Annotated in this window: 32 protein-coding genes and 2 tRNA genes; 8 read left to right on the forward strand and 26 right to left on the reverse strand. The window is 70.5% G+C overall.

Features of this window, described 5'->3' with window-relative positions; translation table 11 throughout:
* The 6 genes from NBT67_RS03635 to NBT67_RS03660 form a co-directional block, all read right to left on the reverse strand.
* Nucleotides 1-627, reverse strand: coding sequence for an METTL5 family protein (locus NBT67_RS03635; RefSeq protein WP_251343449.1), 627 nt, complete (start codon nt 625-627; stop codon nt 1-3).
* Between the two features lie 238 nt (nt 628-865).
* Nucleotides 866-1,441 (reverse strand): thermonuclease family protein, encoded by a 576-nt coding sequence (locus NBT67_RS03640; protein WP_251343450.1) that lies wholly within the window; start codon nt 1,439-1,441, stop codon nt 866-868.
* A 40-nt stretch (nt 1,442-1,481) separates the two neighbouring features.
* The gene (locus NBT67_RS03645) at nt 1,482-3,380 is read right to left on the reverse strand and encodes an arginine--tRNA ligase (protein ID WP_251343451.1); all 1,899 of its coding nucleotides are present in this window, start codon (nt 3,378-3,380) and stop codon (nt 1,482-1,484) included.
* 72 nt (nt 3,381-3,452) lie between these two features.
* On the reverse strand, nt 3,453-3,854 hold the full coding sequence (locus tag NBT67_RS03650) for a hypothetical protein (protein ID WP_251343452.1): 402 nt from the start codon (nt 3,852-3,854) through the stop codon (nt 3,453-3,455).
* 1 nt (nt 3,855) lies between these two features.
* Nucleotides 3,856-4,131: a DUF7553 family protein gene (locus NBT67_RS03655; protein ID WP_251343453.1), complete on the reverse strand. Its 276-nt coding sequence runs from the start codon at nt 4,129-4,131 to the stop codon at nt 3,856-3,858.
* Between the two features lie 440 nt (nt 4,132-4,571).
* Nucleotides 4,572-4,644, reverse strand: a tRNA-Arg gene (locus NBT67_RS03660).
* A 136-nt stretch (nt 4,645-4,780) separates the two neighbouring features.
* Here NBT67_RS03660 and NBT67_RS03665 point away from each other — a divergent pair.
* On the forward strand, nt 4,781-6,190 hold the full coding sequence (locus NBT67_RS03665) for an erythromycin esterase family protein (protein ID WP_251343454.1): 1,410 nt from the start codon (nt 4,781-4,783) through the stop codon (nt 6,188-6,190).
* Nucleotides 6,191-6,202: 12 nt separating this feature from the next.
* On the opposite strand, the gene NBT67_RS03670 is transcribed toward NBT67_RS03665, so the two are convergent.
* Together NBT67_RS03670 and NBT67_RS03675 are read right to left on the reverse strand one after the other, a co-directional pair.
* The gene (locus NBT67_RS03670) at nt 6,203-6,844 is read right to left on the reverse strand and encodes an RraA family protein (protein WP_251343455.1); all 642 of its coding nucleotides are present in this window, start codon (nt 6,842-6,844) and stop codon (nt 6,203-6,205) included.
* Between the two features lie 359 nt (nt 6,845-7,203).
* Nucleotides 7,204-7,276 (reverse strand) — tRNA-Arg (locus NBT67_RS03675).
* Nucleotides 7,277-7,390: 114 nt separating this feature from the next.
* On the opposite strand from NBT67_RS03675, the gene NBT67_RS03680 reads away from it, so the two are divergent.
* From NBT67_RS03680 to NBT67_RS03695, 4 genes are read left to right on the forward strand one after another with little or no spacing between them, the layout of a single operon-like run.
* Nucleotides 7,391-7,816: a high-potential iron-sulfur protein gene (locus tag NBT67_RS03680; protein WP_251343456.1), complete on the forward strand. Its 426-nt coding sequence runs from the start codon at nt 7,391-7,393 to the stop codon at nt 7,814-7,816.
* 57 nt (nt 7,817-7,873) lie between these two features.
* Nucleotides 7,874-9,793 (forward strand): NosD domain-containing protein, encoded by a 1,920-nt coding sequence (locus NBT67_RS03685; RefSeq protein WP_251343457.1) that lies wholly within the window; start codon nt 7,874-7,876, stop codon nt 9,791-9,793.
* Nucleotides 9,790-10,515 carry an ABC transporter ATP-binding protein gene (locus NBT67_RS03690; RefSeq protein ID WP_251343458.1) on the forward strand — a complete coding sequence of 242 codons (726 nt, stop codon included), beginning with the start codon at nt 9,790-9,792 and terminating at the stop codon, nt 10,513-10,515. The genes NBT67_RS03685 and NBT67_RS03690 overlap by 4 nt, the downstream gene beginning before the upstream one ends.
* Nucleotides 10,512-11,330: an ABC transporter permease subunit gene (locus tag NBT67_RS03695; RefSeq protein WP_251343459.1), complete on the forward strand. Its 819-nt coding sequence runs from the start codon at nt 10,512-10,514 to the stop codon at nt 11,328-11,330. The genes NBT67_RS03690 and NBT67_RS03695 overlap by 4 nt, the downstream gene beginning before the upstream one ends.
* Nucleotides 11,331-11,345: 15 nt before the next feature.
* Here the strand turns inward: NBT67_RS03695 and NBT67_RS03700 are convergent, their stop codons facing one another.
* The 4 genes from NBT67_RS03700 to NBT67_RS03715 all read right to left on the reverse strand — a co-directional run bounded on the left by NBT67_RS03700 (nt 11,346) and on the right by NBT67_RS03715 (nt 13,337).
* On the reverse strand, nt 11,346-11,873 hold the full coding sequence (locus tag NBT67_RS03700; RefSeq protein WP_251343460.1) for a winged helix-turn-helix transcriptional regulator: 528 nt from the start codon (nt 11,871-11,873) through the stop codon (nt 11,346-11,348).
* 63 nt (nt 11,874-11,936) lie between these two features.
* Complete coding sequence (locus tag NBT67_RS03705; RefSeq protein ID WP_251343461.1) at nt 11,937-12,500, reverse strand: nitrous oxide reductase accessory protein NosL; 564 nt, start codon at nt 12,498-12,500, stop codon at nt 11,937-11,939.
* Nucleotides 12,501-12,554: 54 nt separating this feature from the next.
* The gene (locus NBT67_RS03710) at nt 12,555-12,878 is read right to left on the reverse strand and encodes a DUF7471 family protein (RefSeq protein ID WP_251343462.1); all 324 of its coding nucleotides are present in this window, start codon (nt 12,876-12,878) and stop codon (nt 12,555-12,557) included.
* Between the two features lie 84 nt (nt 12,879-12,962).
* A complete protein-coding gene (locus NBT67_RS03715) occupies nt 12,963-13,337 on the reverse strand; it encodes a universal stress protein (protein WP_251343463.1) in 375 nt (124 codons plus the stop codon).
* Between the two features lie 205 nt (nt 13,338-13,542).
* Here NBT67_RS03715 and NBT67_RS03720 point away from each other — a divergent pair, with 205 nt between their 5' ends.
* Nucleotides 13,543-14,487, forward strand: a complete 945-nt coding sequence (locus NBT67_RS03720; protein WP_251343464.1) for a PfkB family carbohydrate kinase — start codon at nt 13,543-13,545, stop codon at nt 14,485-14,487.
* A gap of 81 nt (nt 14,488-14,568) precedes the next feature.
* Here the strand turns inward: NBT67_RS03720 and NBT67_RS03725 are convergent, their stop codons facing one another.
* The 5 genes from NBT67_RS03725 to NBT67_RS03745 all read right to left on the reverse strand — a co-directional run bounded on the left by NBT67_RS03725 (nt 14,569) and on the right by NBT67_RS03745 (nt 18,445).
* Nucleotides 14,569-15,018, reverse strand: coding sequence for an Hsp20/alpha crystallin family protein (locus tag NBT67_RS03725; RefSeq protein WP_251343465.1), 450 nt, complete (start codon nt 15,016-15,018; stop codon nt 14,569-14,571).
* A gap of 75 nt (nt 15,019-15,093) precedes the next feature.
* Nucleotides 15,094-15,747, reverse strand: coding sequence for a phosphoribosyltransferase (locus NBT67_RS03730; RefSeq protein WP_251343466.1), 654 nt, complete (start codon nt 15,745-15,747; stop codon nt 15,094-15,096).
* 52 nt (nt 15,748-15,799) lie between these two features.
* Nucleotides 15,800-16,030 (reverse strand): hypothetical protein, encoded by a 231-nt coding sequence (locus NBT67_RS03735; RefSeq protein WP_251343467.1) that lies wholly within the window; start codon nt 16,028-16,030, stop codon nt 15,800-15,802.
* On the reverse strand, nt 16,030-17,031 hold the full coding sequence (gene cydB / locus NBT67_RS03740; RefSeq protein WP_251343468.1) for a cytochrome d ubiquinol oxidase subunit II: 1,002 nt from the start codon (nt 17,029-17,031) through the stop codon (nt 16,030-16,032). Before cydB ends, NBT67_RS03735 begins: the two co-directional genes overlap by 1 nt.
* A complete protein-coding gene (locus NBT67_RS03745) occupies nt 17,024-18,445 on the reverse strand; it encodes a cytochrome ubiquinol oxidase subunit I (RefSeq protein ID WP_251343469.1) in 1,422 nt (473 codons plus the stop codon). Before NBT67_RS03745 ends, cydB begins: the two co-directional genes overlap by 8 nt.
* Nucleotides 18,446-18,646: 201 nt before the next feature.
* Between NBT67_RS03745 and NBT67_RS03750 the strand changes: the two genes are divergently transcribed.
* Nucleotides 18,647-18,838, forward strand: coding sequence for a hypothetical protein (locus NBT67_RS03750; RefSeq protein WP_251343470.1), 192 nt, complete (start codon nt 18,647-18,649; stop codon nt 18,836-18,838).
* A gap of 54 nt (nt 18,839-18,892) precedes the next feature.
* Here the strand turns inward: NBT67_RS03750 and NBT67_RS03755 are convergent, their stop codons facing one another.
* From NBT67_RS03755 to NBT67_RS03775, 5 genes are all read right to left on the reverse strand, one after another.
* Nucleotides 18,893-19,606: a 2-oxo acid dehydrogenase subunit E2 gene (locus NBT67_RS03755; protein ID WP_251343471.1), complete on the reverse strand. Its 714-nt coding sequence runs from the start codon at nt 19,604-19,606 to the stop codon at nt 18,893-18,895.
* Between the two features lies 1 nt (nt 19,607).
* Nucleotides 19,608-19,868: a lipoyl domain-containing protein gene (locus NBT67_RS03760; RefSeq protein ID WP_251343472.1), complete on the reverse strand. Its 261-nt coding sequence runs from the start codon at nt 19,866-19,868 to the stop codon at nt 19,608-19,610.
* On the reverse strand, nt 19,865-20,845 hold the full coding sequence (locus NBT67_RS03765; protein ID WP_343218028.1) for an alpha-ketoacid dehydrogenase subunit beta: 981 nt from the start codon (nt 20,843-20,845) through the stop codon (nt 19,865-19,867). Before NBT67_RS03765 ends, NBT67_RS03760 begins: the two co-directional genes overlap by 4 nt.
* Nucleotides 20,846-20,865: 20 nt before the next feature.
* Entirely contained in the window at nt 20,866-21,888 is a 1,023-nt protein-coding gene (locus NBT67_RS03770; protein ID WP_343218029.1) for a thiamine pyrophosphate-dependent dehydrogenase E1 component subunit alpha, read from the reverse strand.
* Nucleotides 21,889-21,993: 105 nt separating this feature from the next.
* On the reverse strand, nt 21,994-22,368 hold the full coding sequence (locus NBT67_RS03775) for a winged helix-turn-helix domain-containing protein (protein ID WP_251343475.1): 375 nt from the start codon (nt 22,366-22,368) through the stop codon (nt 21,994-21,996).
* A 157-nt stretch (nt 22,369-22,525) separates the two neighbouring features.
* Between NBT67_RS03775 and NBT67_RS03780 the strand changes: the two genes are divergently transcribed.
* The gene (locus tag NBT67_RS03780; RefSeq protein ID WP_251343476.1) at nt 22,526-23,176 is read left to right on the forward strand and encodes a helix-turn-helix domain-containing protein; all 651 of its coding nucleotides are present in this window, start codon (nt 22,526-22,528) and stop codon (nt 23,174-23,176) included.
* Between the two features lies 1 nt (nt 23,177).
* On the opposite strand, the gene NBT67_RS03785 is transcribed toward NBT67_RS03780, so the two are convergent.
* The 4 genes from NBT67_RS03785 to NBT67_RS03800 all read right to left on the reverse strand — a co-directional run bounded on the left by NBT67_RS03785 (nt 23,178) and on the right by NBT67_RS03800 (nt 25,851).
* The gene (locus NBT67_RS03785; protein WP_251343477.1) at nt 23,178-23,624 is read right to left on the reverse strand and encodes a pyridoxamine 5'-phosphate oxidase family protein; all 447 of its coding nucleotides are present in this window, start codon (nt 23,622-23,624) and stop codon (nt 23,178-23,180) included.
* Between the two features lie 82 nt (nt 23,625-23,706).
* On the reverse strand, nt 23,707-23,880 hold the full coding sequence (locus NBT67_RS03790; RefSeq protein WP_251343478.1) for a DUF7560 family zinc ribbon protein: 174 nt from the start codon (nt 23,878-23,880) through the stop codon (nt 23,707-23,709).
* Between the two features lie 100 nt (nt 23,881-23,980).
* Nucleotides 23,981-24,808: a ZIP family metal transporter gene (locus NBT67_RS03795; RefSeq protein ID WP_251343479.1), complete on the reverse strand. Its 828-nt coding sequence runs from the start codon at nt 24,806-24,808 to the stop codon at nt 23,981-23,983.
* 161 nt (nt 24,809-24,969) lie between these two features.
* Nucleotides 24,970-25,851: a universal stress protein gene (locus NBT67_RS03800; RefSeq protein ID WP_251343480.1), complete on the reverse strand. Its 882-nt coding sequence runs from the start codon at nt 25,849-25,851 to the stop codon at nt 24,970-24,972.
* Between the last annotated feature and the right edge of the window lie 25 nt (nt 25,852-25,876).

Below are 25,876 nucleotides of genomic sequence, written 5' to 3' on the forward strand. Positions count from 1 at the left end.
TCAGTCCCACTCGATCCGGAACACTTCCGTGTCGATCTCCCGTCTGTCGGCGGCGTGGTGGTCGAACTGGCGGTCGAGGTCGAACTGCGCCGCGAAGGCGTGAGTCACCTCGCCGCCGTTGTCGGCGGCGAAGGCCTCGACGAACTCCCGGCTGCCGGCGTTGTGGACCGAGTAGGAGACGTCGGCGACGTCCGCGGCGGTCGCCAGAAAGGCGCGGTCTGCGTGTTCGTTCCCCTCCTGTGCGCCGAAAGGCGGGTTCATGACGACCGTCGTGGGGCCGTCCGGACACAGCGGCGCGCGGGTGGCGTCGGCCTGCACCCAGTGAATCTCCGTGCGCGTCCCGACCCGCCGTCGGTTCTCGCGGGCGATGTCGAGGGCGTCGCGGTCGATCTCCACGCCGACCGCGCGGTCGGGGCCGCGCAGCGCCGCCCCGAGCGTGAACATGCCCGTCCCCGCGCCGAGGTCGAGGACGGTTCGCCCCTCGATGTCGCCGTTGAGGTCCGCCACGTGGACGACGTGCGCGGCCAGTTCCGGCGGTGTCGGGTACTGTTCGAGGGCGGCCTGCGGGTTCTCGAAGCCGGCGACGACCGCCAACTGCCCGGCGAGTCCGGCCTTCGTCGCCGTCATCGACCCACCGCCCCACGGACCCACGCCGTCCGTTCGCCCGCCTCCACCGTCAGGGACCCTGTGGGTGTCATCCTCGCCGGGACATATTTTCTGGTTATACTAAAGTCTTTGTGAATGTGCAATAGTAATACTCCGTCGACGGGACGCCCCGACACTCATGTGCGAGGAGCCCGTAGTGACGCCGGGGGTCACACGCTCCAACACCCCCATTCCCCCTATTCCCGGCGTCGGAGCTTCTTCAGGCCACACACGACCAGAGGCCACGCCGCTCGGTTCTGGCCGTGCGTTCGAGCGCGGCGTATCGCTCCCGTTCACGGAACGACGAGTCGTAGAGCCGGGCGTGTCCCCGTTCGAGCAACGCCGCGTTGAACGACTCGCCGTCGACGATGACGTAGGCGAGCAGTCGGTCGTAGCCGCCGCGCCGGCCGGCGGCGTCGTCGAAGCGAAGCGTCACGCGCCGGTCGGCGAGGCGGTCGGTCGCGAAGGCAGTCGCCGCCTCCCCGTGCCGCCGGAGGCAGGTCCGCCCCGCCTCGGTGTCGGGCACCCCCTCGAACTCCGCGGGGTCGGTCTCGACGTGGACCTCCGGCGTGTCGACGCCCAGCAACCGCACCGTGTCCGTCCGACCGCCCGGGAATCGGACGTCGACCGTGTCACCGTCGACGACGTCGGTCACGCGGACCGTCGTGCCGCTCTCGGGCGTCGCCGTCGACTCGGCCGCCGTCTCCACGTCGACACTGGGCGTCACGCTCACGCAGCCGGCGCTCAGGAGGACGGCGGCCAGCAGGACGGGAAGCAAGCGGTCGCGTCGGAACACGTCGGGGGGTCGAGGCGACGGGGGAAAAGCCCCCCGGCGGCTACATCTCGGCGAGCGTCTCGATGCCGAGCAGTTCCAGCCCGTTCTCGAACACCTGCGCGGTGGCGTCGGTCAGGACGAGGCGCTCCTCGGCCGCCGTCTCCGCGTCGAGAACCCGGTTCTTGTGGTAGAAGGAGTTGAACACGTGCGCCAGGTCGAGCAGGTAGCGAGCCAGCGGCGCGGCGTCGTAGCGCTCCTCGCAGCGTTCGAGGACGAGCGGGTAGCGACCGAGGTGGTAGAGCAGGTTGTGGTCCGTGTCGTTGAACGCCGACGGATCGACCGCCTCGACGGCCGGGACCCGCTCGGCCGACTCGAGGATGCTGTACGCACGGGTGGTGGCGTACTGGACGTAGGGGCCGGTGTCGCCCTCCAGCGACACCGCCTCGTCGATGTCGAAGGTGATGTCCTTCCCGCGGTTCGAGGCGACCATCCCGTACTTGACCGTCGCGAGCGCGATCTTCCGGGCGATGGCGTCCACCTCCTCGGGGTCGACGTTGCGGCCCTTCTCCTCGACGATGTCGCGGGCGCGCTCCCGGGCCGCGTCGAGCACCTCGCGGACCGTGACGATCTGTCCGCCCCGGGTCGACATGCTCCCCTCGGGCAGGCTGATCATGCCGTAGTCGATGTGTTCGAGGCGCACCTCGTCGTACCCCATCTTGCGCGCCGCGACGAACAACTGCTGGAAGTAGCGGTTCTGCTCGCTGGCGACGACGTACACCGACTGGTCGGCGTCGAACTCGCTGACGCGGTACTCGATGGTCGCCAGGTCGCGTGTCCCGTACACCGTCGAGCCGTCCGACTTGACGATGTAGAAGGCGTCGAAGCCGGCGTCCTCGACGCTCCCGGCTTCCTCGAGCATCTCCCGGGCGCGGTCCAGCGACGGGTCGACGTGTGCGGCCGCCGGATCGCCCGCGTCCTCGTAGTCGTCGTCGTAGATGGGGATGAAGACCGAGCCGTCCGGACCGCGCATCGCCACGTCGTCTTCGAGGGCCTTCTCGACGACCAGGTCGTTCCAGCCCTCGCGGGCGTAGAAGCTCTCGCCCAGCCAGCAGTCGAAGTCGACGCCGAGTTCCGCGTAGATGGCCTCGAAGCGCTCGATGCTCGCCTCGCGGAACCGCTCCCAGCGCTCGACGGCCGCCTCGTCGCCGCGCTCGAGGCGCGCGAACCACTCCTTGCCGTCGTCGACGTGGTACGCCCGCTCCTCGGCGACCGACGCCGCGAACCCCTCGGTCAGCGCGCCGAACTCCTCGACGTCCTCGAGCAGGCCGTCGCGCCGCTCGAACTGCTGGTAGAGGTCTAGCAGGTGGGCGATGGGGTCGGCCTCGAACGCCGCCTCGTCGCCGAACTCGACGTACTCGTGGAGCAGGTTACCGAACTGCGTCCCCCAGTCGCCGAGGTGGTTGTCGCGGGTCACGTCGTGGCCCCGCTCCTCCAGGACGTTCATGAGCGCGTCGCTGAGGATGGTGTTGCGCAGGTGACCCACGTGGAGCGGCTTGGCGATGTTCGGCGAGGAGACGTCGGCGACGATCCGGTCGGGGTCCTCGCGCTCCCGTGACCCGTACGCCGACCCCTCCGCGTCGATGGTCGCGAGCGTCCGCCGAGCCATCCGCTCGACGTCGAGGTGGTAGTTGATGTGCCCGTTCACGACCGTGACCGAGGCGACGCCGTCCGGCAGGCCCCGTTCCCGGTGGCCCTCGGCCAGTTTCTCGGCGACGGCCATCGGGTTCGCGCCGGCGTCCGCCGCGATGGCGAAGGAGATGGCGGACGAGAACTCGCCTTTCTCCTCGTCGTCGAACGCCTCCAGTTCGACGGCCGAGGGCTCCACGTCGCGGTCGTAGCCCGCGTCGGTTACCGCGCCGCGTAAGCCCTCGAATAGCTCGCGCTTGATGGCTCCAAGCATTCTTCGGCAATCCTCACCTCTACTCCCGCATAAATCTCACTACATCGGCGGCACGGAGGCCGCTGACCCCGCTCACGCGCCGCGGTCGTCCGCCCGCGGGGCGAACAGGAGGAAGGCGACGACGCCCGTGATCCAGACGACGAACACGACCCGGTCGCCGCCGTACTGTCCCGCCAGCGCCAGCGGGCTCACGCTCACCCCGAACAGGCCGACGGCGTAGCCGAGCTTGTCCGTCCGGTCGTCGAACTCGACGGCCGTGGCGCCGAGCGACAGATCGTAGGCCAGATAGAAGTACGCCGCGCCGGCGTACACCGTCGCCGTCCCCAGCGCCACGAACGGAGCGGCCACGAGACCCCCGTACACGACGGCACCGACGGCCAGTCCGGTGACCGCCGCCAGCGGGAGGGCGCGATCCCTCACCGTCGAGGAGTGGGTCGTCGACCCGTCGCTCCCGGGAGACGGACGGTCGGACACGTCACTCGGGGCGCTCCGCCGACCCCTCGGCGGCGTACCGGGCGAGCAGATCGCGGGCCCGTTCGAGGTGTCTCGCCCGCTCCGCGTGTGTCGCCTCGGCGATGTCCAGCAGCTTGTATCGCACCCGACAGAGGGATCCCGGATCCAGCCCCTGTCCGCTCTGGGCGCGGGCCCAGAGGGTCGCGGCGAGCCTGTCGAGTCGCTGTTCCTCACCGGTGTCCGGTGGCTCCTCGATGGCGTCGAGCAGCCGCCTGTTCACCTCCCGAAGCGTGCGCATGGGTGCCCTTCGTCGCGAACTCGGAAATGTCTTTAGCCGTGTACAATACGCACACGTTCGATGCGTCGTGGGCTGACGATCGCGTCGTGGTGTCGGGAGAACGTCCCGGGGGCGTTCCACGCGAGCGGATGCGGGCGTGGGGCTCGTCGGGAGCGAACGAAGTGAGCGTCCCGGGGGCGTTCCACGCGAGCGGATGCGAGCGTGGGGCTCGGCGGGAACGAACGAAGTGAGCGTCCCGGCGGCGATTTGAACTCGCCGAGACGGTCGGCCTCGCTCCGCTCGGCCGCTGCGTCTCGCCTGCTCAAATCGCGACGTCGTCCGTTTCTACCGACACGGACGCCTCGCTGTCGCTCGGCGTCGTAGTGTCGGTAGAAACGTCCCGGCGGCGTCCCACGCGAGCGGATGCGAGCGTGGGGCTCGTCGGGAGCGAACGAAGTGAGCGTCCCGGCGGCGATTTGAACGCCGGTCCCTGGCTCCGGAAGCCAAGAGGATAGTCCACTACCCTACCGGGACACGTCGATCCATTCTTGCCCGGAGCCACGTATATACCTATTGATCGGAGCCGTCGGCCGAGCCACTCCCGTCTCAGGTTCTGCAGCACATCGTAGGTCCTTTCTACCGGCTGCGGTCAACTGCGAACGGACCTCCGATGCCCTCCAAACGCCACCTCTCCCGCCGTCGATTCGTCGCCCTGGCCGTCGGCACCGGCGCCCTCGCTGGGTGTGCGGGCGACGGGGACGGCGGTACGGCGACGCCCGAGACGACGACCCGCACCGAGACGGCGACGGACACCGGGACGCCGACGCCCGAGCGGACGACCGCCGCCGACGAGCGCGCGGTCGTCGACGCCGTCGAGCGGGTGGCCGTCCCCTTCGAACTGACGCCGCCGGCCGCCGGCCTCGATACCGTCGCCGCTCGGCTCGCCGAGTCCCGAATCGTCGGCATCGGCGAGAACTCCCACGGCGTCGCGGAGTTCAAGACCATCCCCGAGCTGTTGGTGCCCCGACTGGTGAGCGAGCACGGCTATCGCCTCGTCGCCGTCGAGGGGACGCTCGGCGAGTTCGCGCCCGTGAACGAGTACGTCACCGGCGGCGACGTGACCCTCGACGAGGCGATGGCGTCGCTCGAATTCTACTTCTGGAAGGCCGACGGCATCCGTCGGCTCTTCGAGTGGCTCCGGGAGTGGAACGCCGGCCGCCCGGCGGGGGATCGGGCGGTCGTCCACGGGTACGACGCCCAGTTCTTCGACGTGAACGCGACGGCGATCCGGGACTACCTGGCGCGGGTCGATCCGGCGTATCTGGACGACGTCGAGGCCGACCTGACGCCGCTGACGGAACCCCTCTACGAGCGTCACGAAGTCGAGTTCGTGACCGACGAGCGGCTGGCGCTGCTCGACGCCCTCCGGGAGCGGTTGCGGACCCACCGACGCGAGTACGTGGCGGCGAGTTCGGAGTCTGCCTGGCGACTGGCTCGCCGGCACGTCCGGACGCTCGAACGCGCACTTCGGTTCCAGGCGGAGCTGCAGGCCGAGAACTACACGCGTGGCAAGAGCATCCGCGACGCGGCCATGGCGAACAACGTCGCGTGGCTCCGCGAGTGGACCGGCTCGGATCGCGCCGTCGTCCTCGGCAACTCCAATCACACGATGCGCAACGACGGCGGGGACGGCGCCACCCGGATGGGCCAACACCTCTCCGACGAGTTCGGCGACGACTACTACTCCCTCGGGATGCTGTTCGGCACCGGTACCTTCGCGGCACCGACCGGATCGCACCGGGAGGCGTTCGAGACGTACGACCTCGACGGTCCGGTCGAGGGAACGCTCGCGGCGACTCTCGCCGAGGTGGAACACTCGCACCTCTTCCTGGATTTCGACGCCGCCAGCGACCGGCCGCAGGTCGACGCCCTGCTCGACGACATCTCGACGGTGCAGTTCTCGGTCCCTCGGGCGGCGAAACGCGGCGCCGTCCCGTTGCCGGTCTCGCCGGACGCCGTGTTCGACGGCGTCACCTTCGTCCACACCGCCTCGCCGGCGTCGTTCTCCTCGCCGGAGTGAGCGTCACCCCGGCTAGCCCATCCCGGCGTCCTCGAACGCCCGTTCGAGCGAGTTTCCGTCGTCGATCAGGCGCTCCACCTGGCGTTCCTTGCGATCCACCGCGTCCGCCTCCGCGGCGACGTCCTCGACGGCGTCGCGGTCGATCACGACCACCCCGGACTCGTCGCCGACGAGGACGTCGCCGGGCGCCATCGACGCGCCGCCGACGGTGACCCGGACGTCTCGCTCGACCGCCGCGTCCCCGCTCGGGCCGCGTGGCGTGACCTCCCGTGCGAAGGCGGGGAATCCAAGCTCCCGTATCCCGGAGACGTCCCGAACCGCGCCGTCGGTGACCATGCCCCTCACGCCCTGCTCGCTCGCGTACGACGAGAGCAACTCGCCCCAGATGGCCTCGTCGACGCTCTCGTCGGCGTCGACCACCACGACCTCGTCCTCGCGGGCGGCGTCGAGGGTCCCGACGGGCGCCCAGAGCGCGTCCGGGTCGAGGACGACGGTCCGTACCGTCCCGGCGAACGCGCAGTCGGCGTGGACGGGGTCGATCCCGGGAGCCAGCGTTCTCACGCCCCCGTGGTTCGTGTCCGCTATCGCGGCCGGGGAACGCCGCTCCAACCGGTCCAGTACCTCGCTCTCGACAGGTCCGGGGTCCGTCGACATGTCCGGGCGGACGACCCCCGTCGACAAAACAACTGTGCAGCGTGGCGTCCCGGAGACGGTCCGTGTGGCTACCGGCCGTGGCGGGATTCGAACCCTACGAGACGAGCGAAGCGAGTCTCGGTCCGGTCCGAATCGCCGGTAACCGTTTTCGACGTCGCTTCATTCGGTCGGAAAACGGGCGTGGCGGGAGTCCCGCGAGCGACCGTAGGGAGCGAGGGGGACTACGCCACGCGCGTCGAACGAACGACAGTGAGTGAGACGGGCGTGGCGGGATTCGAACCACGGTCGCAAATCGAAGATTTGCTCCCTGATTCGAATCCCGATCTCCGTTTTCGATCTCGCTTCGCTCGATCAGAAAACGGGCGTGGCGGGATTCGAACCCGCGATCTAGAGGTTAGGAACCTCTCGCCCTATCCACTAGGCCACACGCCCTCCCGCGGTCGTAGACGGGACGCTACCAAAAAGGTCGGTATCCCGACCCGGCCCCTCGCACGTTTTGACACTTGCACCAGAGTTTATTCATGGGAAGAAACATAACGGATGACCATGGATGACCGACTGGCGGACACCGAACGGCGTCGACTCCTCACTCTGGTTGGTAGCGGCCTCGCGGCCGGCCTCGCCGGCTGTTCGGGAGGCGGCGGAGGCGGTGGCGGGGAGGAGGAGACGGCGACGGCCACCGCCACGGCGACGGCGACTGCGACGGCCACCGCCGGCGGCGGTGGCGGCGACACCGTTCCCTCCGCGTACCGGACGGCGACGAGCATCGGCGGCACCCAGCGCAATCCCGACTCGCTCTCCTCGCAGTCCGCGGTGAACTACCAGCCCGAGCCACGGGACGGCCAGCAGTGTTCGGACTGCCGGTTCTACATCGAGGACAAGAACGGCGACGGGATGGGCGCGTGTGCCATCGTCGCCGGGACGGTCGCGCCCGAGGGCTACTGCGTCAGTTACGCGGAGTATCAGGGCTGAGGCGTCTAGAGACACACACCAGACGACGTATAACCCGCCCTCGATTACGTCCGGTCGATGACGTCGGGGGATACGCGGACGTGGCAGGTGGCGGCGGCGACGTGTACGCTCCTCTTGCTGGGCGCGTCGCTCGGGGCCTTCGCGGTCGACCTCGGATCGGCTCGTCCCGACCCGGTGGCCTACGGGGAGACGGTGAAACTCGGCGTCGCGTCCGAGGCCGAACGGGTGGCCGAACACCGCGGCGCCTCCGTCCCCCGCGTCGAGGTGTTCTACTCGCAGTATCAGTACGTGATCGGCTACGCGGGTGTCGCCGAGGCCGTCGCGGCGCTCGACGACCCCGGACGGGAGCGGCAGTTCGGCTACCCCCTCGCGGTCTACGTCTCGGACTACGCGGGACGGTCGCCGCGCTGTGCCGACGACGGCACCCTGCGGACGGCGACGAACCCGGACTGGGTGTCGGTGACCGACGCCCGGTTCGTCGTCGGGAGCGACGCGCAGGTCGCCGGGAATCCGGTGGTCGTCCCGTTCTCGACGGCCGCGGACGCGGTCGCCTTCGCCGACGGCTGCGGCGGGCGGGTCGTCGACTGGGACGGACTCCGTCGCGATCCGCCGCCGGCGACCGCCGCGGCCGGCGTGCGGGCGACGGTCGACGACCGCCGGGATTCGGCCGATCGCCGGGCGGCGGCCGCGCGGGAGTTGCTCGACCGCGAGGTGTCGGTCGTGGTGGGGCGGGACGCGCCGACGATCCGAGCGGGGATCGAGGCGGCACCGCCGAACACGACCGTCGTCGTCCCACCGGGTCGCTACGCCGAACGCGTCGTGGTGAACCGGTCGCTCACTCTCCGTGGTCGGGGCGCGACGCTCGACGGCGGCGGGAACGGGACGGTCGTCGACGTGAGGGCAGACGACGTGGCGGTGACCGGATTCACGATCCGCGGCGTCGGCAACGCGACCCGAGCGAACGGGAGCGCCGAGGGGAGCGACGACTGGGACGCCCGGATTCAGCGCGGCTACGGCGCCGGCGACGCGGGCGTCGCCGCGACGAACGTCTCCCGGCTGTACGTCCGGAACGTGACGATCCACACGCCGGCGAACGGCGTCCGCCTCCGCCGCGTCCCGGGTGCGGTCGTCGAGGGGCTGACCGTCTACGGCTCCGCCGAGTGGCTCGACGGGTTCATGGGCGTCGTCGCGATGCACGACCCGGTCGTCGTCCAGGACTCGCGCGTCCAGGGGGGCCGCGACGGCGTCTACCTCCACCGCGCGGCGGGCACCGTCGTCCGGAACAACACCTTCCTCGATCAGCGATTCGGCGTCCACCTGATGTACACGTCGGATACGCTGATCGCCGACAACGTGGCACGCGGCCAGGCGTCGAGTGGCGTGATCGTCATGACGCGCCCGTCGGGCAACGCCATCGTCGGCAACGACGTGCGCGACGCCAGCGGCGGCATCTTCGTCGGCGGCGCGGATAGCTACGTCGCGGACAACGTGGTCGCCGACACCGACCGGGGGCTCGTGACCTACGCGACGAGGACGACGTTCACGGGCAACGTGGCCTACGACAACGCGGTGGGATTCGCCGCCTCGACGGTGGTTCCCTCGAACCGGGTGTACGGCAACGACTTCGTGGCGAACGACCGACACGCGACGGCGGGGCCGGGGCCGCTCCGGATCTTCACCCACGAGGGCCGCGGGAACTACTGGGAGGGCGCCTACGACACGACCCTCGGCGAGAGCCGGACGCTCGACCGGGCGTACTCGCCGACCGACCCGCTGGACCGTCGACTCCACCGGACCGACGCGGCGATGACGCTGAGTGCGTCGCCCACGATCAGGGGAGTTCGCGCGCTCCGCGGCACCACGCCCGGCTTCCGGAAGGCGAGCATCGTCGACACGGCGCCGCTGGCCCGTCCGGCGAACCCGGAACTGCTCGCTCGCGCCCGCAACGGGAGCGACCCGCAGGGGGTGGAGGCGTGACGGGGGAGTCGTCGCTGCGCGCGACGGACGTGACCCGGACCTTCGGCGACGTGACCGCGCTCTCGGACGTGTCGCTGTCGGTGCCGGCGGGGTCGGTCGTCGCCCTGATCGGGCCGAACGGCTCGGGGAAGACGACGCTTCTCCGGGTCCTCGCGGGGCTGCTCGACCCGACGGCTGGAGCGGTCGACTACGAGGGCCCGCCGGCGACTCGACCGCTCGGCTACCTGCCACAGGAGCCGACCTTCCGGCCGGGCTTCACGGCCATGGAGACGGCGTCGTTCTACGCTCGCCTCGTCGACGACGACCCGGCGGCCCTGCTCGACCGGGTCGGGCTCTCGGCGGTGGCGGACCGGCGCGTCGAAGCGCTCTCGGGGGGGATGACGCGGCTGCTCGGCATCGCGCAGGCGCTCGCCGGCGACCCTCCGGTTCTCGCCCTCGACGAGCCAGCGAGCGGCCTCGATCCGGGGATGAGCCGACGGGTGTTCGGCGTCGTGGAGGGGCTGGCCGAGGCGGACCACGCCGTCGTCGTCACCTCCCACGACCTCCCCCTGGTCGAGCGGACGGCCGATCGGATCGTCGTCCTCGACCGGGGGGCGGTCGTCGCGGCCGGATCGCCCGCCGAACTCCGAGAGCGGACCGGCGGCCCGCTCCACGAGACGTTCACGGCGCTCGTCGGCGGCGACGAGGGCTCCGTCGCCGTTCGCACGCGGGGGGACGAATGACCGGTCCGCTCGGCGCGTTCTGGGCGGTGTTCGCCCGCGAGGTGCGCGCGGCGTCGCGCAGCCCGACCTACGCCCTCCTCGGACTGGCCGTGACGCTCGTCGTCTTCGGCGTGGCTCTCGCGGGCGACGGCCCCTCGGCGGGCTACGTCCCGACGGTCGTCGACGTGTTGCTGATCGTCGAGGTGCTGGTGCCCGCCGTCGCGTTCGCCGTCGGCTACCGGGCCGTCGCGGACGACGCCGAGCGGGGACGGCTGGAGGTGCTGGCCACCTACCCGCTCCCCGCGCCGTCGTACGTCGGCGGCGTCTACGCCGGTCGCGCGGTGGCGCTTCTGGCGGTCGTGCTGGTTCCGCTGGCGGCGCTCGGCCTCCACGTCGCGACGACGGCCGCCCCCTCGACGACCGTCTTCGCCACGCACCGCGGCGTCGACTCGCCGCTCCTGTTCGTCCGCTTTCTGGCGCTGACGGCGGCGCTCGCGCTCGTCGCCCTCGCCCTCGCCGTCGCGCTCTCGTCGGTCGCCGGGTCGCGGCGGCGGGCCATCCTCCTCGCGCTCGTCGGTCTGCTGGTCGTGGTCGTCGGCGCCGACGTCGCCGTCTTCGGCGCCGTGACGGGCGACGTCGGCGTGGGGCTCGACGCCCTGCTCGCGCTCTCGCCGTCGAGCGCCTACCGTGGGCTGGTCTTCGAGACGGTGCTCTACGTTGCCTTCACCGGTCGCTCCGCGTTCGTCTCGGTGCCGGCCGCGGTCGGGAGCCTCTGCGTCTGGGGCGTCGGCTCCCTGGCCGTCGCGACGCTCGCCGTCCGGACGGGACGCCGGTGAGTCGCCGTACGCCGCTCAGTCCTCGGCCTCGGCGCCGTGGAGACCGGCGTCGACCAAGCGCATGAACCGGTCGACGAGGCGGTCCGAGAGCGACGGCGTGACCGCCTGGAGGAGCGCCACCGTCTCCGACGGGCGCGTGAGCGACACCTCGACCCGTCCACGGTCGCCGTAGGACCGCTCGACGACCCCGGCGTCTTCGAGCGTGTCGACGTGCCAGGAGACGGTGCTGCGCGCCAGGTCGAGTCGGTCCGCGAGCGTCGACGCCGGGAGCCGTCCGTCCTCGACGAGATGGGTGATGAGTTCGCGCGCCGTCTCGCGGCGATACAGCGAGAGCACCCGTCGCTCCCAGGCGTCGTACTCGGTGTCGAAGTAGTGGGTGCGTCCCCGGATGCGCTCGGCGACGACGTCGCCGCTCCGGCCGAGCCGTCGGAGGTGGTACTGCGCCTGCCCGGTCGCGATGTCCAGGTTCCGTACGAGTTGGTTGAAGTGCACGCCGGGATTGCGCCGGACGTGGTCGCGGACCCGTCGGCGGACGTCGGTCATGGCCGTGATATTGTGCCGACGGGACAATCGCCTCTCGTCGATTCCCACTCGCTGGGAATCGGCCTACCCACGCGCCACGAGTTCGCGGGAGATCCCCTCGGCGTCGACGATCTCCCCCCCGTACGCCGCCGCGAACGCCTCGGCGTCGCCGTCGTCGCCGAACGGCACCAGCGCCGGCCCCATCGCTCCCTCCACCCCCGACCCGGCCACCACGCGCAACTCCTCGGTGGCTCCGAACGCCTCGGCGTCGAGGTGGGCCGAGAGGACGCGGTCGCCGTTCGCCTCGCGGACCGCGTAGTCGACCGTCGAGTAGTCGGTCAGGTAGGTGACCCGCGGCCGCCACCCGCGGCGCTCGGTCGCGAACCGATGTCGGAAGGTACAGACCGTACTGCAGAAGCGGGCCGGCGGGTCGTGGCCCTCGGGACTGTGCTCGCGGTAGTAGGTCTGTCCCGACGGCCCGGACTGGCGGTCGACGACCATCCCGCACTGGTCGCACCCGCCGGCGCCGGAAAGCGAGACGGCGGCCGGCCGGTCCGTCGACCCCGAACACCCCGCGAGGGAGACGGCGGCCGCCACGCAGCACAGGACTCGCCGCCGGGTCGGCCCGGCGGACGCGTGTCGCGTCATGGTCGTGCTTGATCGGCGGGCGTCAAAGCTCCCGTGGTGTACTCGTCGAAAACGTCATCGAGAGGGACCGCCGCCCCCGGTGACGAGGTACGCGGCCGTCAGGATCAACACGGCGATGGCGAGGTCGGTCGTGTGTTCGACGAGGTGGTGGACGACCATCGGGATCCGCCCGAGGACCGTCCCGATCCCGACGATCGATCGGACGACGAGCAGCCCGATGGCCACCGTCAGCAGGGTGTACGACCGCGACCGGCGGCGTCGCGCCGCCACCAGCGCGACGGCGAACAGCGAGAGCGTGCCAGCCGTCGTGAGCCCGAGGACGACGAGCAACGCGAGTGCTTCGCCCGTCCCCAGCCAGTTCCCCGTCGGAAGGACCATCTCGGTCCGGACCCTCTCGTCCCACGACCCAATAGGTTGTGGACGACTCGCGTCCGGCGAAAAGAACCGTCCGCGCCGGCGACCCTACTCCTCGGAGACGAACGCGACGGTGCAGTCCGCGTTCAACAGGACGAGCTGCGAGACGCTGCCCATCAGCGCCTTGCCGATCGGCGTCTGTTTCCGCGGCCCGAGGACGATGTAACTGGCGTCTCGGTCCTCGGCCTCGCGGAGAATGCGCGCGGCCGGATCCCCCAGCGCCCCCGCGGCGGTGACGTTCTCGGGGTCGTCGAGCGCCAGGCGGATCGCGTTGGTGGCGATTTCCTCCGCGGCCGACACCGCCTCGGTCTCCGGCTGGACGTTGAGCACGACCAGTTCCTCTCCGAACGCCTGTGCGAGTTCGTAGCCACGCTGTACCACACGGGACTCGTCCGCGTCGTCGACGGCAGCCAGGATTGACATGGCAGTTACCTCTCGTTTCGGGAATGAGATAAACGTTGGTTACGATTGTCACGTCGAGGGAATCCGTCCACCGGAGGTGGCCGAGTCCGACCGCGACGGCGCTCCAGTCGGCCGTTCCACTCGACACGGTGGACGTGTCAGGTGCGACGAACGGAGGTGGGTCCGACCCGAACGTATAGGTGGCCGGCGGACGGGTGGGATCGGCATGGGTCGCGTGGCGAGTCTCGGAAGCATCAACGTGGACCGCGTCGTCTCGGCGACGGTCGGCGACCTGGCGGCGTTCGCCGAGCGGTTCGACTGGTTCCCGGAGCGCGGACACACCGTCCGGGTCGAGACGCTCCCCGACGACTTCGACGTCGACGCCGACGAGGTTCGCCACGGGGGGAAGGGAGCGAACCAGGCCGTCGCGGCGTCGCGTGCCGGCGCCGAGACGACGATGTTCGGCAAGGTCGGTCGGGATCACGCGGCGTACGGCGTGCTCCCGGCACTCGCCGACGACGGCGTCGACGCCGACGGCGTCGGGACGGCCGACGCGCCGACCGGGACGGCTTACGTGTTCGTCGAGGCGTCGGGCGACAACCGGATCGTCGTCCGCCCGGGCGCAAACGCGGCCGTCGACGACTCGTACGTCCGGGGACGGTACGACGCCATCGTCGGCGCCGACTGCCTCCTCCTGCAAAACGAGATTCCGGTCGCGCCGGTGGCGGCGCTGCTCGCCGACCTGGCGGACGAACCGGACCGGCCGACGGTGGTCCTCGACCCGGCGCCCCCCGAGGGGGTGGCGCCGCTGCTCTCCTGCGAGGCGGTGGATTACTGCACGCCGAACGCGGCCGAGTACGCGGCGCTCGACGGCGCTCTCGACGGCTTCGGTGGGGTCGTCGTTCGCAAGCGCGGCGGCGACCCGGTCGTCGTCGAGCGGGCGGGCGAGCGCCTGTTCTCGGTCGCGCCCCCGACGGTCGATCCGGTCGACACGACCGGCGCCGGCGACGCCCTGAACGGCGCGCTGGCGGCGCGACTCGCGGCGGGGGACCCGCTCCGCGAGGCGGTCGCAGTGGCGACGGTCGCCGGGTCGCTCGCCACCCGCGAGGCCGGTGCGCGGAACGGCGTGCCGACGCTCGACGGGATTCGGGCGTTCCGCGAGTCCGGCTGATCCCCGACGGATGCTGGGTCCGCCGGCAGTTCGCCATCCCGGTCCGGAGACGCCCCCGACGGGCGCTCGACGCCCCGCCGTTCAGTTCACGTCGATCCGAGTGCCGCGCGAGTCCGGCTCCGCCTTCGGCATCCGCACCGTCAACACCCCGTTGTTGTACGTGGCGGTGATCCCCTCCTCGTCGACGGACGCGGGGAGGTCGATCGACCGCGAGACGGAGGCGTGGCGGCGCTCGCGCCGGACGTACTCCCCCTCCTCGGACTCGGTCGTCTCGTCACGTTCGGCGGCGATCCGCAGCGTCCGCTCGGTCACCCGCACGTCGATGTCCTCGGTCTCGAAGCCGGGCAGGTCGCCCGTCAACACGAGTTCCTCCCCCGTGTCTTCGAGGTCGACGCTCATGCCCGTCGCCGCCGGCCGCGGCAACCCACCTTCGAGGTCCTCCGGGTCCCACATCCGCGCCGCGTTCTCGAAGTTCTCCTGCATTCGCTCGAACAGGTCCTCGATGTCGTCGAACGGGTTTCGTCGGGTCATCCGTGTCGACACCTGACGGTCTCCTAACTGAAATTCCGCACGGTCGTTCCTGAAGGGTGGGAACGGGCGGGCGAGTCAGGGGCCGTCGTCGAGATACGCCATCGCCTCCTCGTCGCTCACCTGGTCGAACCGGTCGTAGAACCCGCCGACCGCCCGGAAGTCGGCGGGCGTTTCGAGGCAGATCACGGCGTCCGCCTCGCGTTCGAGTCGCTCCACCGTGTCGGGTGGCGCGACGGGTATCGCGAGGACGACCCGCGCCGCGTCCCTCGCTCGCACGAGGCGGAGCGCGGCGATGGCGGTCGCCCCCGTCGCGGCGCCGTCGTCGACCACGACGACCGACCGTCCGGTCAGGTCGGGCGCCGGCCGGTCGCTCCGGTAGCGCGACGCCTTCTCGCGGGCCGCCCGGGCCTCCCGTTCGCGCTCGCGTTCGACGTACGCGTCGCTCACGCCGAGACGGTCGATGACGTCCTCGTCGAGCCACGCGCTCCCGTCGCTGCCGACGGCGCCGATGGCGTACTCCGGGTTGCCGGGGGCACCGATCTTCGAGGCGGCAACGACGTCGAGCGTCGCGTCGAGGGCGTCGGCCACGGCCCGCCCGAGCGGCAACCCGCCCCGCGGAATCGCGAGGACGACGTCGGCCTCGACCCCCCGATTCCGGAGTTCGGTCGCCAGCCGTCGGCCCGCCTCGGTGCGATCCGCGAACCGGCCGCCGTCGGCGTCGGTGGTCATGTCGTACTGTAGGGTATCCACGGTGAAATGCATCACTCCCGGAGTGGGACCCTCACCCGTCCGTGTCGTCCGCTCGCACCCAGGCCGCGACGAGTCGGTTCACGTTGTGGAGGAGGACGGCGACGCTGAGCAGCGTCGTGACGAGGTAGACGACGAACCCCGGCGGGCCGCCGAGCGACCCCCCGATCACGCCGCCGGTGATGCCGACGACGGTGAGTTCGAGCCACGTCACGAGGATCCGGGAGGCGAGTCGCGGCGGGTCCGGCGCCGCCTCGTCGGGCATCAGTACGACTCCCCCGCCTCGATCGGCCCGCTGAACGCCGAGTAGAGGACGGCGAAGTAGGCGAACACGAGGGGGAGCAGGAGCGCCGCCCCGATCGACATGAGGTTGAGCGAGAGCGTCGGGACGATGGCCGCCTCGACGGTCAGTCCCGTCGCGGGGTCGACCGACGGGTAGAGCAGAACCGCGATCACGGCGACGAGCGCGAAGACCAGTCCGGCCGCGGCGACGAAGGCGGCGTAGTACCGATCCCGGTGTGTCGCGACGGCGTAGCCGGCCGCGAGGAGGAGCGTGGCGGCGACCAGTCCCAGCACGGCCGGCGACCGCATCGCCGCCCGCAGGTCCGGCGCGAGGGCGTAGAGCGCGGCGAGCGTGACGACCACCAGCACCAGGTACGCCACCAGCGCGCGGTGGCCGTCGGCCCGCAGGTCCGCCCGCAGGTCGCCGCGGGTCTTCAGGCGCAGGAACGCCACCCCGTCGACGACGGTGAGCGCGACGACGGTCAGGCCGGCGAGGAGGCCCGCGGGCGTGACGAGCGCCGTCGCCCCGAGCAGCCAGTTCGCGGTGAACATCCCGAGGAGGAAGGGAGTGGCGACGCTGCCCGCGACGAAGGAACGCCCCCACCACCTCTGCCACCGCTCGTCGTGGCGCTGTTCGTACATCTCGGGCGCGAGGCCGCGGAGGATCAGTCCCCCGAGGATGGCGAACATGAGCAGGTAGTGGCGACTGAACAGATTGGCGTAGACGGCCGGGAAGGCGGCGAACATGACGCCGCCGAACACCACCAGCCACACCTCGTTGCCGTCCCAGAAGGGGCCGATGGCCGCGAGGAACTGCTCGCGGATCTCCTCGTCCTCGCGGGTCGCGAAGAGCGCGCCGACGCCGAAGTCGAAGCCGTCGAGAAAGAGGAAGGTCCCGAAGATGAAAAACAGGAGCGCGAACCAGAGGTCGGGGAGCGGCAGGCCGAACAGCGGGCCGCTCGACAGCGCGTCGACGCTAGTCATCGGCGGTCGCTCCCGTCGACGACTCCGTTCGGTCGGTCGCCCGGAGGTCCGCACCGTCGGGCGGCCCGGCGCGGACGATGCGCGTGACCACGTAGCCATAGAGGGCGAGCAAGCCGAGATACAGCCCCGCGAAGCCGACGAGCGTCGCCGTCGCCTCGGCGCCGGTGAGGCCGGGCGAGACGCCCGCACTCGTCTTCATGACCCCCTGGATGATCCACGGCTGGCGACCGACCTCGGTGACGATCCACCCCACCTCGACGGCGAAGACGCCGAGCGGTGCCGAGGCCATCAGCGCCTTGTGCAACAGGTCGTCTTCGAGGAGTTCGCCCCTGTACCAGCGGTAGCCGCCCCAGAACGCGAGGAGGACGAACCAGAACCCGAGCGCGACCATCATGCGGAACGCCCAGAAGACGATCGCGACGGGTGGCTGTGGTCCCTCGAACTCCTCTAGGCCGCGGATGGTCGCCTGTGGGTTCCCGCCGCTCGCCAGCCACGACGCCCCGCCCGGGATGCCGATGCCGAATATCTCCTTCGCTCGCGGGTCGACCAGGTTCTCGACGCTCGTCGGGACGGCGACGATGTACTCGGGGACATAACTGTCCGTCTCCCAGACGGCCTCCATCGCCGCGAACTTCTGGGGCTGGGTCTCGTAGACGTGGCGTGCGTACATGTCGCCGTGGATCACCTGCAGCGGCGCCGTGATCAGGAGGGCGACGAGGCCGATCTTGAGCGTCGTCTCCCAGAACTCGGCGTGTTCGACCGGGCGATCCCAGACGTGATGCCGGAAGACGAAGTAGGCGCTCAGCCCGCAGATGGCGAGGGCGACGGACTCGACGGCCGCGTTCTGCATGTGGACGAACATCCAGAAAAATCGGGGGTTGAGGTAGGCGGCGACCGGGTCGGTCAGGTGGACCACCCGGTGACCGTTCTCGACGACCATCTCGAACCCCCGCGGGGTCTGCATCCACGAGTTGGCGATCAGGATCCAGACGGCCGAGAGCCAGGTGCCGAGGCCGACGGCGACGGCCGACACCATGTAGAGCGCGTCGCCGACGCGCTCCCGGCCGTAGACGAAGACCCCGAGGAAGGTGGCCTCCAGCATGAACGCCATCATCCCCTCGACGGCGAGTGGGCCGCCGAACAGCGGCCCGGCCGTCGTCGCGAAGGCGGCGAAGTTGGTGCCGAACTCGAACTCGAGGACGATGCCGGTCACCGTCCCGACGACGAAACTCACGGCGAAGATGCGGGTCCAGAACCGACGCAACTGCTCGTATATCGGCTTCCCCGTCCGGATGTCCTTCCAGGTGAAGTAGACGAGAAAGGGCGCGAGCCCCATGCTCACCACGGGGAAGACGATGTGGACGATGGTCGTGAGGGCGAACTGGAGCCGGCTTGCAGTGACTGGGTCTACCATGTGCGGGGTCGGCGTCTCACCCACCCAATTGAACGTCCTGTCTATTCGTTGTTGGGTCGGTCGGCGCGTCCTCGGTGGTTCTCGCGACCCGACGGAGTTCAACCGCTCCATCGTTCCCAGAGTCCGGGAATCCTCGGGACTCCCGGCCGATACTGTATTTCGACCGACACAATTACTACCGTCGGGACCGTCGGCTCGCGTATGCTCCTCCGCATCGCCGCGCTCGCACTCGGCGTCGCCGAGACGCTCCGTCCCCGTCAGGTCGTCGACTTCTGGATGAACCTGGCGACCGAAGACGAAGTGACGCTCCGCCCCTGGGTGTACACGGCCGCCCGGATCGAGGGCCTGTTTCTCGTGTTGTGGGCGTTGCGCCGGCGGTCCAGCGACGACTGATCCCCGACGGGAAGACGTCCGGTCGACGGCGCTCGCCCACGAACGAGCGGCGGCCTACCCGTCGAGGTAGCGGTCGGCGACCTCGATACGCTCGGCGAGCGTCCCGAGGAACCGCGCCGCGTCGGCGCCGTCGACGACGCGGTGGTCGAAGCTCAGGTCGAACCTGACCTCCTGGCGGAAGGTGACGCCCCCTCCCCCGTCCGGGCGGGCGCGCTCCCGGAGGCGGCTCAGCCCCAGGATGGCCACCTCCGGCGGGTTGATGATCGGGGTGAAGGAGTCCACGCCGAGGGGGCCGAGGTTCGACAGGGTGATCGTCCCGCCCCGGAGGTCGGCCATCGAGTGCTCGCCGGCCTGCACGGCGTCGGTCAGTCGGCGGCGCTCCCGCGCCACCTCGGCGAGCGACTTCGACCCCACGTCCGCGAGTACCGGCGCGACGAGGCCGTCGTCGACGGCGACGGCGACGCCGACGTTGTGCTCCTCGTAGAGTCGGTGGCGGCCGTCCTCGAAGGTCGCGTTGAACGACGGGTGGGCGTCCAGCGCCGCCGAGAGGGCACGGATCACCACGTCGGTGATGGCGACGCCCTCGCCGGCGCGGTCCGCCGTCCCGGCGAGCGTCTCGGCGTCCACCTCGCGGCTCGCGGTGACGTGGACGGCCTCGCGGTAGCTCTCGGCCAGTCGCTCGGCGATGGTCCGTCGCATCGGGCTCGGCGTGCGCTCCTCGCGGAGCGTGCGCGGCGCCGGGCCGTCGCCTTCGTCGGACCCGGGCATGTCAGTCGGGGGCGATCCAGGCGAGCGTGTCGCCGACGGCGAACTCCGCGTCCTCCGCGCGGGCGATTTCGGCGAGTTCCCCGGCAACCGGCGCGAGGACGTCCACGCTCACCTTCTCGATCTGTATCTCACAGAGGCTCTCGCCCGCCTCGACGCGGCGCCCCTCGGTCGCGAACCAGTTGACGACGACTCCCTCCTCGGCGTCGACGTCGTCGCTCCAGTCGCCGTCGGCGACGACGGGGACGCGGTCGCTCCCGCTCATCGGGTCGCCCGGACCGCGGCCTCGATGTCCGTCGCGCCCGGAATCACCTCCGTCTCCAGCGACCGCGCGTAGGGGATCGGCACGTCCGGGAGCGCCACCCGCTCGACCGCCTCCAGCGCGTCGAGGGCCTCGTCCGTCACGCTCGCGACGATTTCGCCCGTCAGCCCGAACGAGCGGTAGTCCTCGTCGACGACGACCAGTCGCCCGGTCTTCCGCACCGACTCGATGACCGTCTCCCGGTCCAGCGGCACGAGCGTCCGGAGGTCGATCACCTCGGCCTCGATGCCGTCCTCGGCGAGGGCGGCGGCGGCGTCGAGCGCCCGGTGGACGTGTAGGCCGAGGGTCACGACGGTGGCGTCGGATCCCTCGCGTTTCACGTCGGCGCGGCCGAAGGGGATGGTGTAGTCCGTCTCGGGGACGGGCGTCTTCGGGCCGTCCGGCGCGGGCAGCCACCCGAGGCCCATCAGGCGCTTGTGGTACATGTACACCACCGGGTCGTCGTCCCGGATGGCGTTGTGCATCAGTCCCTTGGCGTCGTAGGCGGTGGCGGGGACGACCACCTTCATCCCCGGGAGGTGGGCGAAGGTGCCGTAGAGGGTCTGGGAGTGCTGGGCGGCGTCGTTGTACGTGCCGCCGACGGCGGTCGTCATGACCATCGGCACGTTCACCGCGCCGCCGCTCATGTACGTGTTCTTCGCCATGTTGTTGTAGATCTGATCCATCGCGACGCCGAAGAAGTCGACGAACATGAGTTCCGCGATGGGGCGCATCCCCTGCTGGGCGGCGCCGACGGCCGCGCCGAGGTAGGCCGTCTCGCTGATCGGCACGTCCACGATCCGGTCGTGGCCGAACTCCTCGAGGAGCCCCTGGGTGCTGTCGAAGATGCCGCCGTAGTCGGCCACGTCCTCGCCCATGTAGAACACCTCCTCGTTCTCGCGCATCTCGGTCCCGATGGCCTCGACGATGGCGCGACTCATCGTCAGTTCGCGGTCGACGGTCACCGCTCCTCACCCCCCGTCTCCGCCAGGTCGAAGTCGGGTTCCGTGTCGGTCACGCCCGAGGCGGGGTTGACGAAGGCGTCCTCGTAGGCGGCCTCGGGGTCGGGGTTCGGTTCCCCCTTCGCCCACTCGATGGCCTCGTCCACTCGGTCGTGGGCCTCCGCCCGGATGGCCGCGAGGGCCTCGTCGTCGACGCCCTCGGCCCGCAGGTCGGCCGCCAGTCGCTCGATGGAGTCGCGCTCGGTCGCCGCCTCGCGGTCCTCGTCGGGCCGGTAGCTCTCGGGGTCGCCCATGAAGTGACCCATCCGGCGGTGGACCTGGACCGAGAGGATCGTCGGACCGTTCCCGTCGCGGGCGCGCCCGACAGCCTCCCGAGCGGCCTCGTAGACGGCGACGGCGTCGTCGTGGTCGACGGCGACGCCGGCCACCTCGAACCCGCCCGCCCGGGACGCGGCGCTCTCGACGTCCGTGACGCGCTCCTGGGGCATGCTGATCGCCCAGTCGTTGTCCTCGACGACGAAGACCACGGGCAGGTCGTGGACGGCCGCGAAGTTCAGCGACTCCAGGAACCCGCCCTGATCGATCGCGCCCTCGCCGAGGTAGGCGACGGCGACGCTGTCGGTGTTGCGCTTCTTCGCCGCGAGACCGGCACCGGCCGCCGGCGGACACCCCTGCGCGATGATCCCGCTGCAGGCGAAGTTGACTTCGGGGTCGAAGAGGTGCATGTGGCCGCCCTTCCCCGAACCGAGCCCCGTCTCGCGGCCGAAGATCTCGGCCGTCATCCGCTTCAGGTCGACACCCTTCGCGATGGCGACGTGGTGGGGGCGGTGGGGGGCGGTGACGGTGTCGTCGTCGCGCAGGTGCGCACAGACCCCCGCCGCGGCCGCCTCCTGTCCCGCCGCGAGGTGGAGTTCACCCGGTATCGGCCCGGCCGAGATGTCGAACTTCGGTTGCTTTCCCTCCAGATACTCCTCCTGAAGCCGCTCCTCGTAGTAGCGGGCGGTCACCATGTCCGCGTACATCTCCCGAAGCGTGCCTTGTGGTATCATACCCACTACCCGTTCCGTCGTTCAGATATAATAATGTAGGTGGCGTCACACCTTCGGAGTGACACGCGGGGAGCGGGCTCACGGCGTCGTTCGCCCGGAATCGCTCCGCCGCGACACGGTGAGTTCGAAGCCGTCGTCGTCGACGTCGACCGCCACCCCTTCGACGCGGCGCACGTACTCGCTGGCGTGCTTCCCGTCGGGACAGAGCCGGGTTCGCTCCTCGAGCAACCCGACGTCGGTGAGCACGTCGAGTTTCCGATACGTCGTCGACAGCGGGAGGTCACAGACCTCGGAGAGTTCGCTCGCGGACAGGGACTCGGCGCCCGTCGCGTCGAGTACCGCACGGCAGTCCTGGTCCTGCAGGGCGTCGAGCAGCGACTGGACCGCCTCGGCGTCGCGGACGGTCGATTCCTCGGTCGAACGGTCTTGGGGATGTGGGGTGGCGATGGCCATCGTCGGTCACGTCGACGTACCGTTCCCGGGACAACCAGTGTACACCCACGATATCGTGGGTGGTTTATGTGGGGTCGAACGTGTTGGCGCCGTCACTCATGACGCGAGGTGCAGGCGGAGAGTCAGCCTTAGGGTCCTGGCCCTCGAACGGGCGGTCATGGGCTCGGGGATTCGGGCGGAACTGAAAGTCGACGCGGACGGCACCTGTCCCGTCGCGGGCGCCGCCGCGGACGCCGGTTCGCCCACCTTCTCCGTCTCGAAGGGACTCGATCCGGAGGCGTCGGGGCACGTGACCGAGGAGTTCATGCTCGAAGACGCGGACGTCGACTCGGTGCCCGACGCGGACGTCGACCCCGTGTTCACCTACGGGTCGAAGACGGTCTACCGGTTCAGTCGGCCCCGTGGACAGGGGTGTCCCTGCGAGTGCGTCGAGGCGTTCGACTGTCCGGTCGTCGACGTCCACACCCGCGACGGCATGCTGTATCTGGTCTTTCACGCCGCCGACATGGACGAACTGCAGGGCGTCATCACGACGCTCCGCGAGGAGTTCCCGACGGTGGACATCCGCCGCCTCCTCCGGTCGCGGGGCGACCCGTCGGATCACGACCTGGTGTTCGTCGACCGGGGCCGACTCACGGCCAGACAGCGGGAGGTGCTCGAACGCGCCCACGAGATGGGCTACTTCGACCACCCGAAGGGGGCGAACGCGGGGGAGGTGGCCGACGCGCTCGACATCTCGCGGTCGACGTTCAGCGAACACCTCGGCGCCGCACAGACGAAGCTCCTGGACGCCGTCCTCGAGAAGTGAGCTACGGGTCGATGTCGATCCGGCGACCGCTCAGCTCCTCCGGCGCGAGTTCGTAGAGGTGGATGTCCAGTTCCGCCTTCGGTTCGCCCCACATCTCGAACAGCGGGCGCTTGGCCGCCCCGTAGCGTTCGACGTGATCGGGCGTCAGCTCCGACTTGTGAAGGCGTTCGAGTCGACCGGCCGCGATGACGCTCCGATACGTCGTGCCGTCCTCCTCGTACACGACGAACCGGACCTGCGGGGAGTCGGTGAGAAAGCGACTCTTCCCGCTCTCCGGCGTCGACACCAGCCGCATACAGAACTGGCGGCTGCCCGCGTCGTACCCGTACGATATCGGCACCGCGTAGGGCTCGTCCTCGCGGGCGAGCGAGAGGACGCCGGTCTCGTGACGCCCCAGGAGGGCGTCGGTTTCGGCGCCCGTCATCACGGTCTGTTGCTCCACGGTCATGCGTGTCGTCTGTCCGAGAAAGGAGTGGCGGCTGTTTATATTTATGCAACTCGGCTTGGCGGCCGGTCGACCACGACGGGACTCAGGCCTCGCCGTCGCCGCCGCTCTGGGGGGACGGGGAGAACGCGTTCCGCGAGACGGCGCTCCCACAGACCACACAGCCGTGTTCCAAGAGCGCCTCCCGCATCGGCGCGTTCACGGCCATGGACTCGCCACAGTCCGGGCAGTGGAACGTCAGGTCCGTACCCCCGTTCATCGTTGATCGAGTAGGGCGGCTGCCGACATATGAACCCCCCTCTTTCCAGACGCGTGAGAATTCCGCCCTCTCGGTGGGGGACGGCCCGGAAACCCCCGTCTCATCCAAGCGAGATGTCGAGATAGAGCATCACGATCACGCCGGCGAGCGTCCCGAGGGTCGCGACGCGTTCGTGGCCGCGGGTGTGTGTCTCCGGGACGATTTCGTCGCTGATGACGAACAGCATCGCCCCCGCGGCGAAGCCCATCGCGTACGGCAGGAGCGCCGACATCGCGCCGACGGCGTAGGCGCCGAGGATCGCCAGCGGGATCTCGACGACGCCGGATCGCAGCCCCGCGAACACGGCGTAGACCCGGCGATCCAGTCCCGCGTTGATCGCCGCCACCGACACGGCCAGCCCCTCCGGCACGTTCTGGATGGCGATGGCGAGCATCAGCGGGATCGCCGTGCCGAGGTCACCGCTCCCGAACCCGACGCCGACGGCGAGCCCCTCCGGCATGTTGTGGAGCGTGATGGCGAGGACGAACAGGACGACGCCGGCGAACCGCTCGTCGTCGATGGGCAGGGACCGACCCGGTCCCGCGGCGTCGCCCCGCCGCTGCCCCGAGACGAGGTAGTGGGCGTGCGGAACCAGCGCGTCCGACCGGTCCAGGAAGAGCGCCCCCAGAACCACCCCGAACAGGACCGGGAGCGGGTTCCCGTTCGAGTACGTCTCGATCCCCGGGATGATGAGGCTCGTGAAACTGGCCGCGAGCATCACGCCGGCCGCGAACCCGAGGGCGGCGTCGAGCGCACGCTCCGAGGGGTCCCGCCAGACGAACACCAGCGACGCCCCAAGCAGGTTGAACGCCGCGATGACGACCCCGCCGACGACCCCGTGGAGCAGGGGATCGGTCCCGAACAGCCGCGTGAAGGTGTCGGCGATCACGCCACGCCACCCGAACTGTCGGGAGCCATCGCGCCCGCCACCGGGTTCTCACCGGGGGGTATCGCACCCGCGGCCCGCGGCGACGGGCGTCGCCGTCGAGGGGGTCGTCCGCGTCGGGTCACCGCCGACCGCGGGCGTCGGATCGGGAGATGCACGGGCGTTCAGGCCTCCGGCGCCGCGCCCCGAACCGCCAGGACCGGTACCGGGGCCGTCCGCACCAGCTTTTCGGTGACGCTCCCGAGCACGTACCGGTCGAACCCCGTCCGACCGTGGGTGCCGACGACCACGAGGTCGACGTCCCGCTCCTCGACGTACGTCCGGATCGCACGGGCGATGGACGTGCCGAACTCGACGGTCGCCGCGGCCGGATCGACGCCCGCCGCCGTCGCCGTCCGCTCCGCGTCGTCGAGCACCTCGTTCGCGCTCGCCTCCAGCGAGTCGACGGCGATGTCCGCCCGGACGTCGACCCCGAGGCTCGCCACGTCCACCACCGAGAGGAGGTGGAGGGCCGCCGCCTCGGCGCTCACCACGCCGAGCGCCAGGTCGAGCGCCGCCCCCGCCGGATCGCTCCCGTCGGTCGGCACCAGCACGTTCCGGTAGGGGTGGCGGACGCGCACGTCCTCGTCCGGCCGGATCGTGAGGATCGGCACGTCCGACCGCCTGACGACCCGTTCGGTCGTACTCCCGAGGAGGAACCGTCCGAGCCCCCGGCGGCCGTGGGTGGGCATGACGATCAGGTCGGCGTCGCTCGCCGCGGCGTAGTCGACGATGGTGCTGTAGGGCTCGCCCTGCAACACCTCGGCCACCGTCGCGACGCCGCGGTCGCTCGCCCGCTCGGTCGCCTCGCTGACGATCTCCGTCCCTTCGAGTTCCAGCGCGTCGACCACCTGATCGCCGATCCGCGTGACGCTGTCCCGCGTCGTGTCCGCGACGTAGAGGACGGACACCGTGGCGTCGTGGGCGTCGGCCAGGTCGAGGACGTGATCGAAGGCGGCGGCCGCCCCGTCGCTGCCGTCCGTGGGGAACAGGATCCTGTCGAACATACGACACGGGACGCGGTCCAGGAGT

This window comes from Haloplanus sp. GDY1 (genome assembly GCF_023703775.1).
GTDB classification, from domain to species: domain Archaea; phylum Halobacteriota; class Halobacteria; order Halobacteriales; family Haloferacaceae; genus Haloplanus; species Haloplanus halophilus.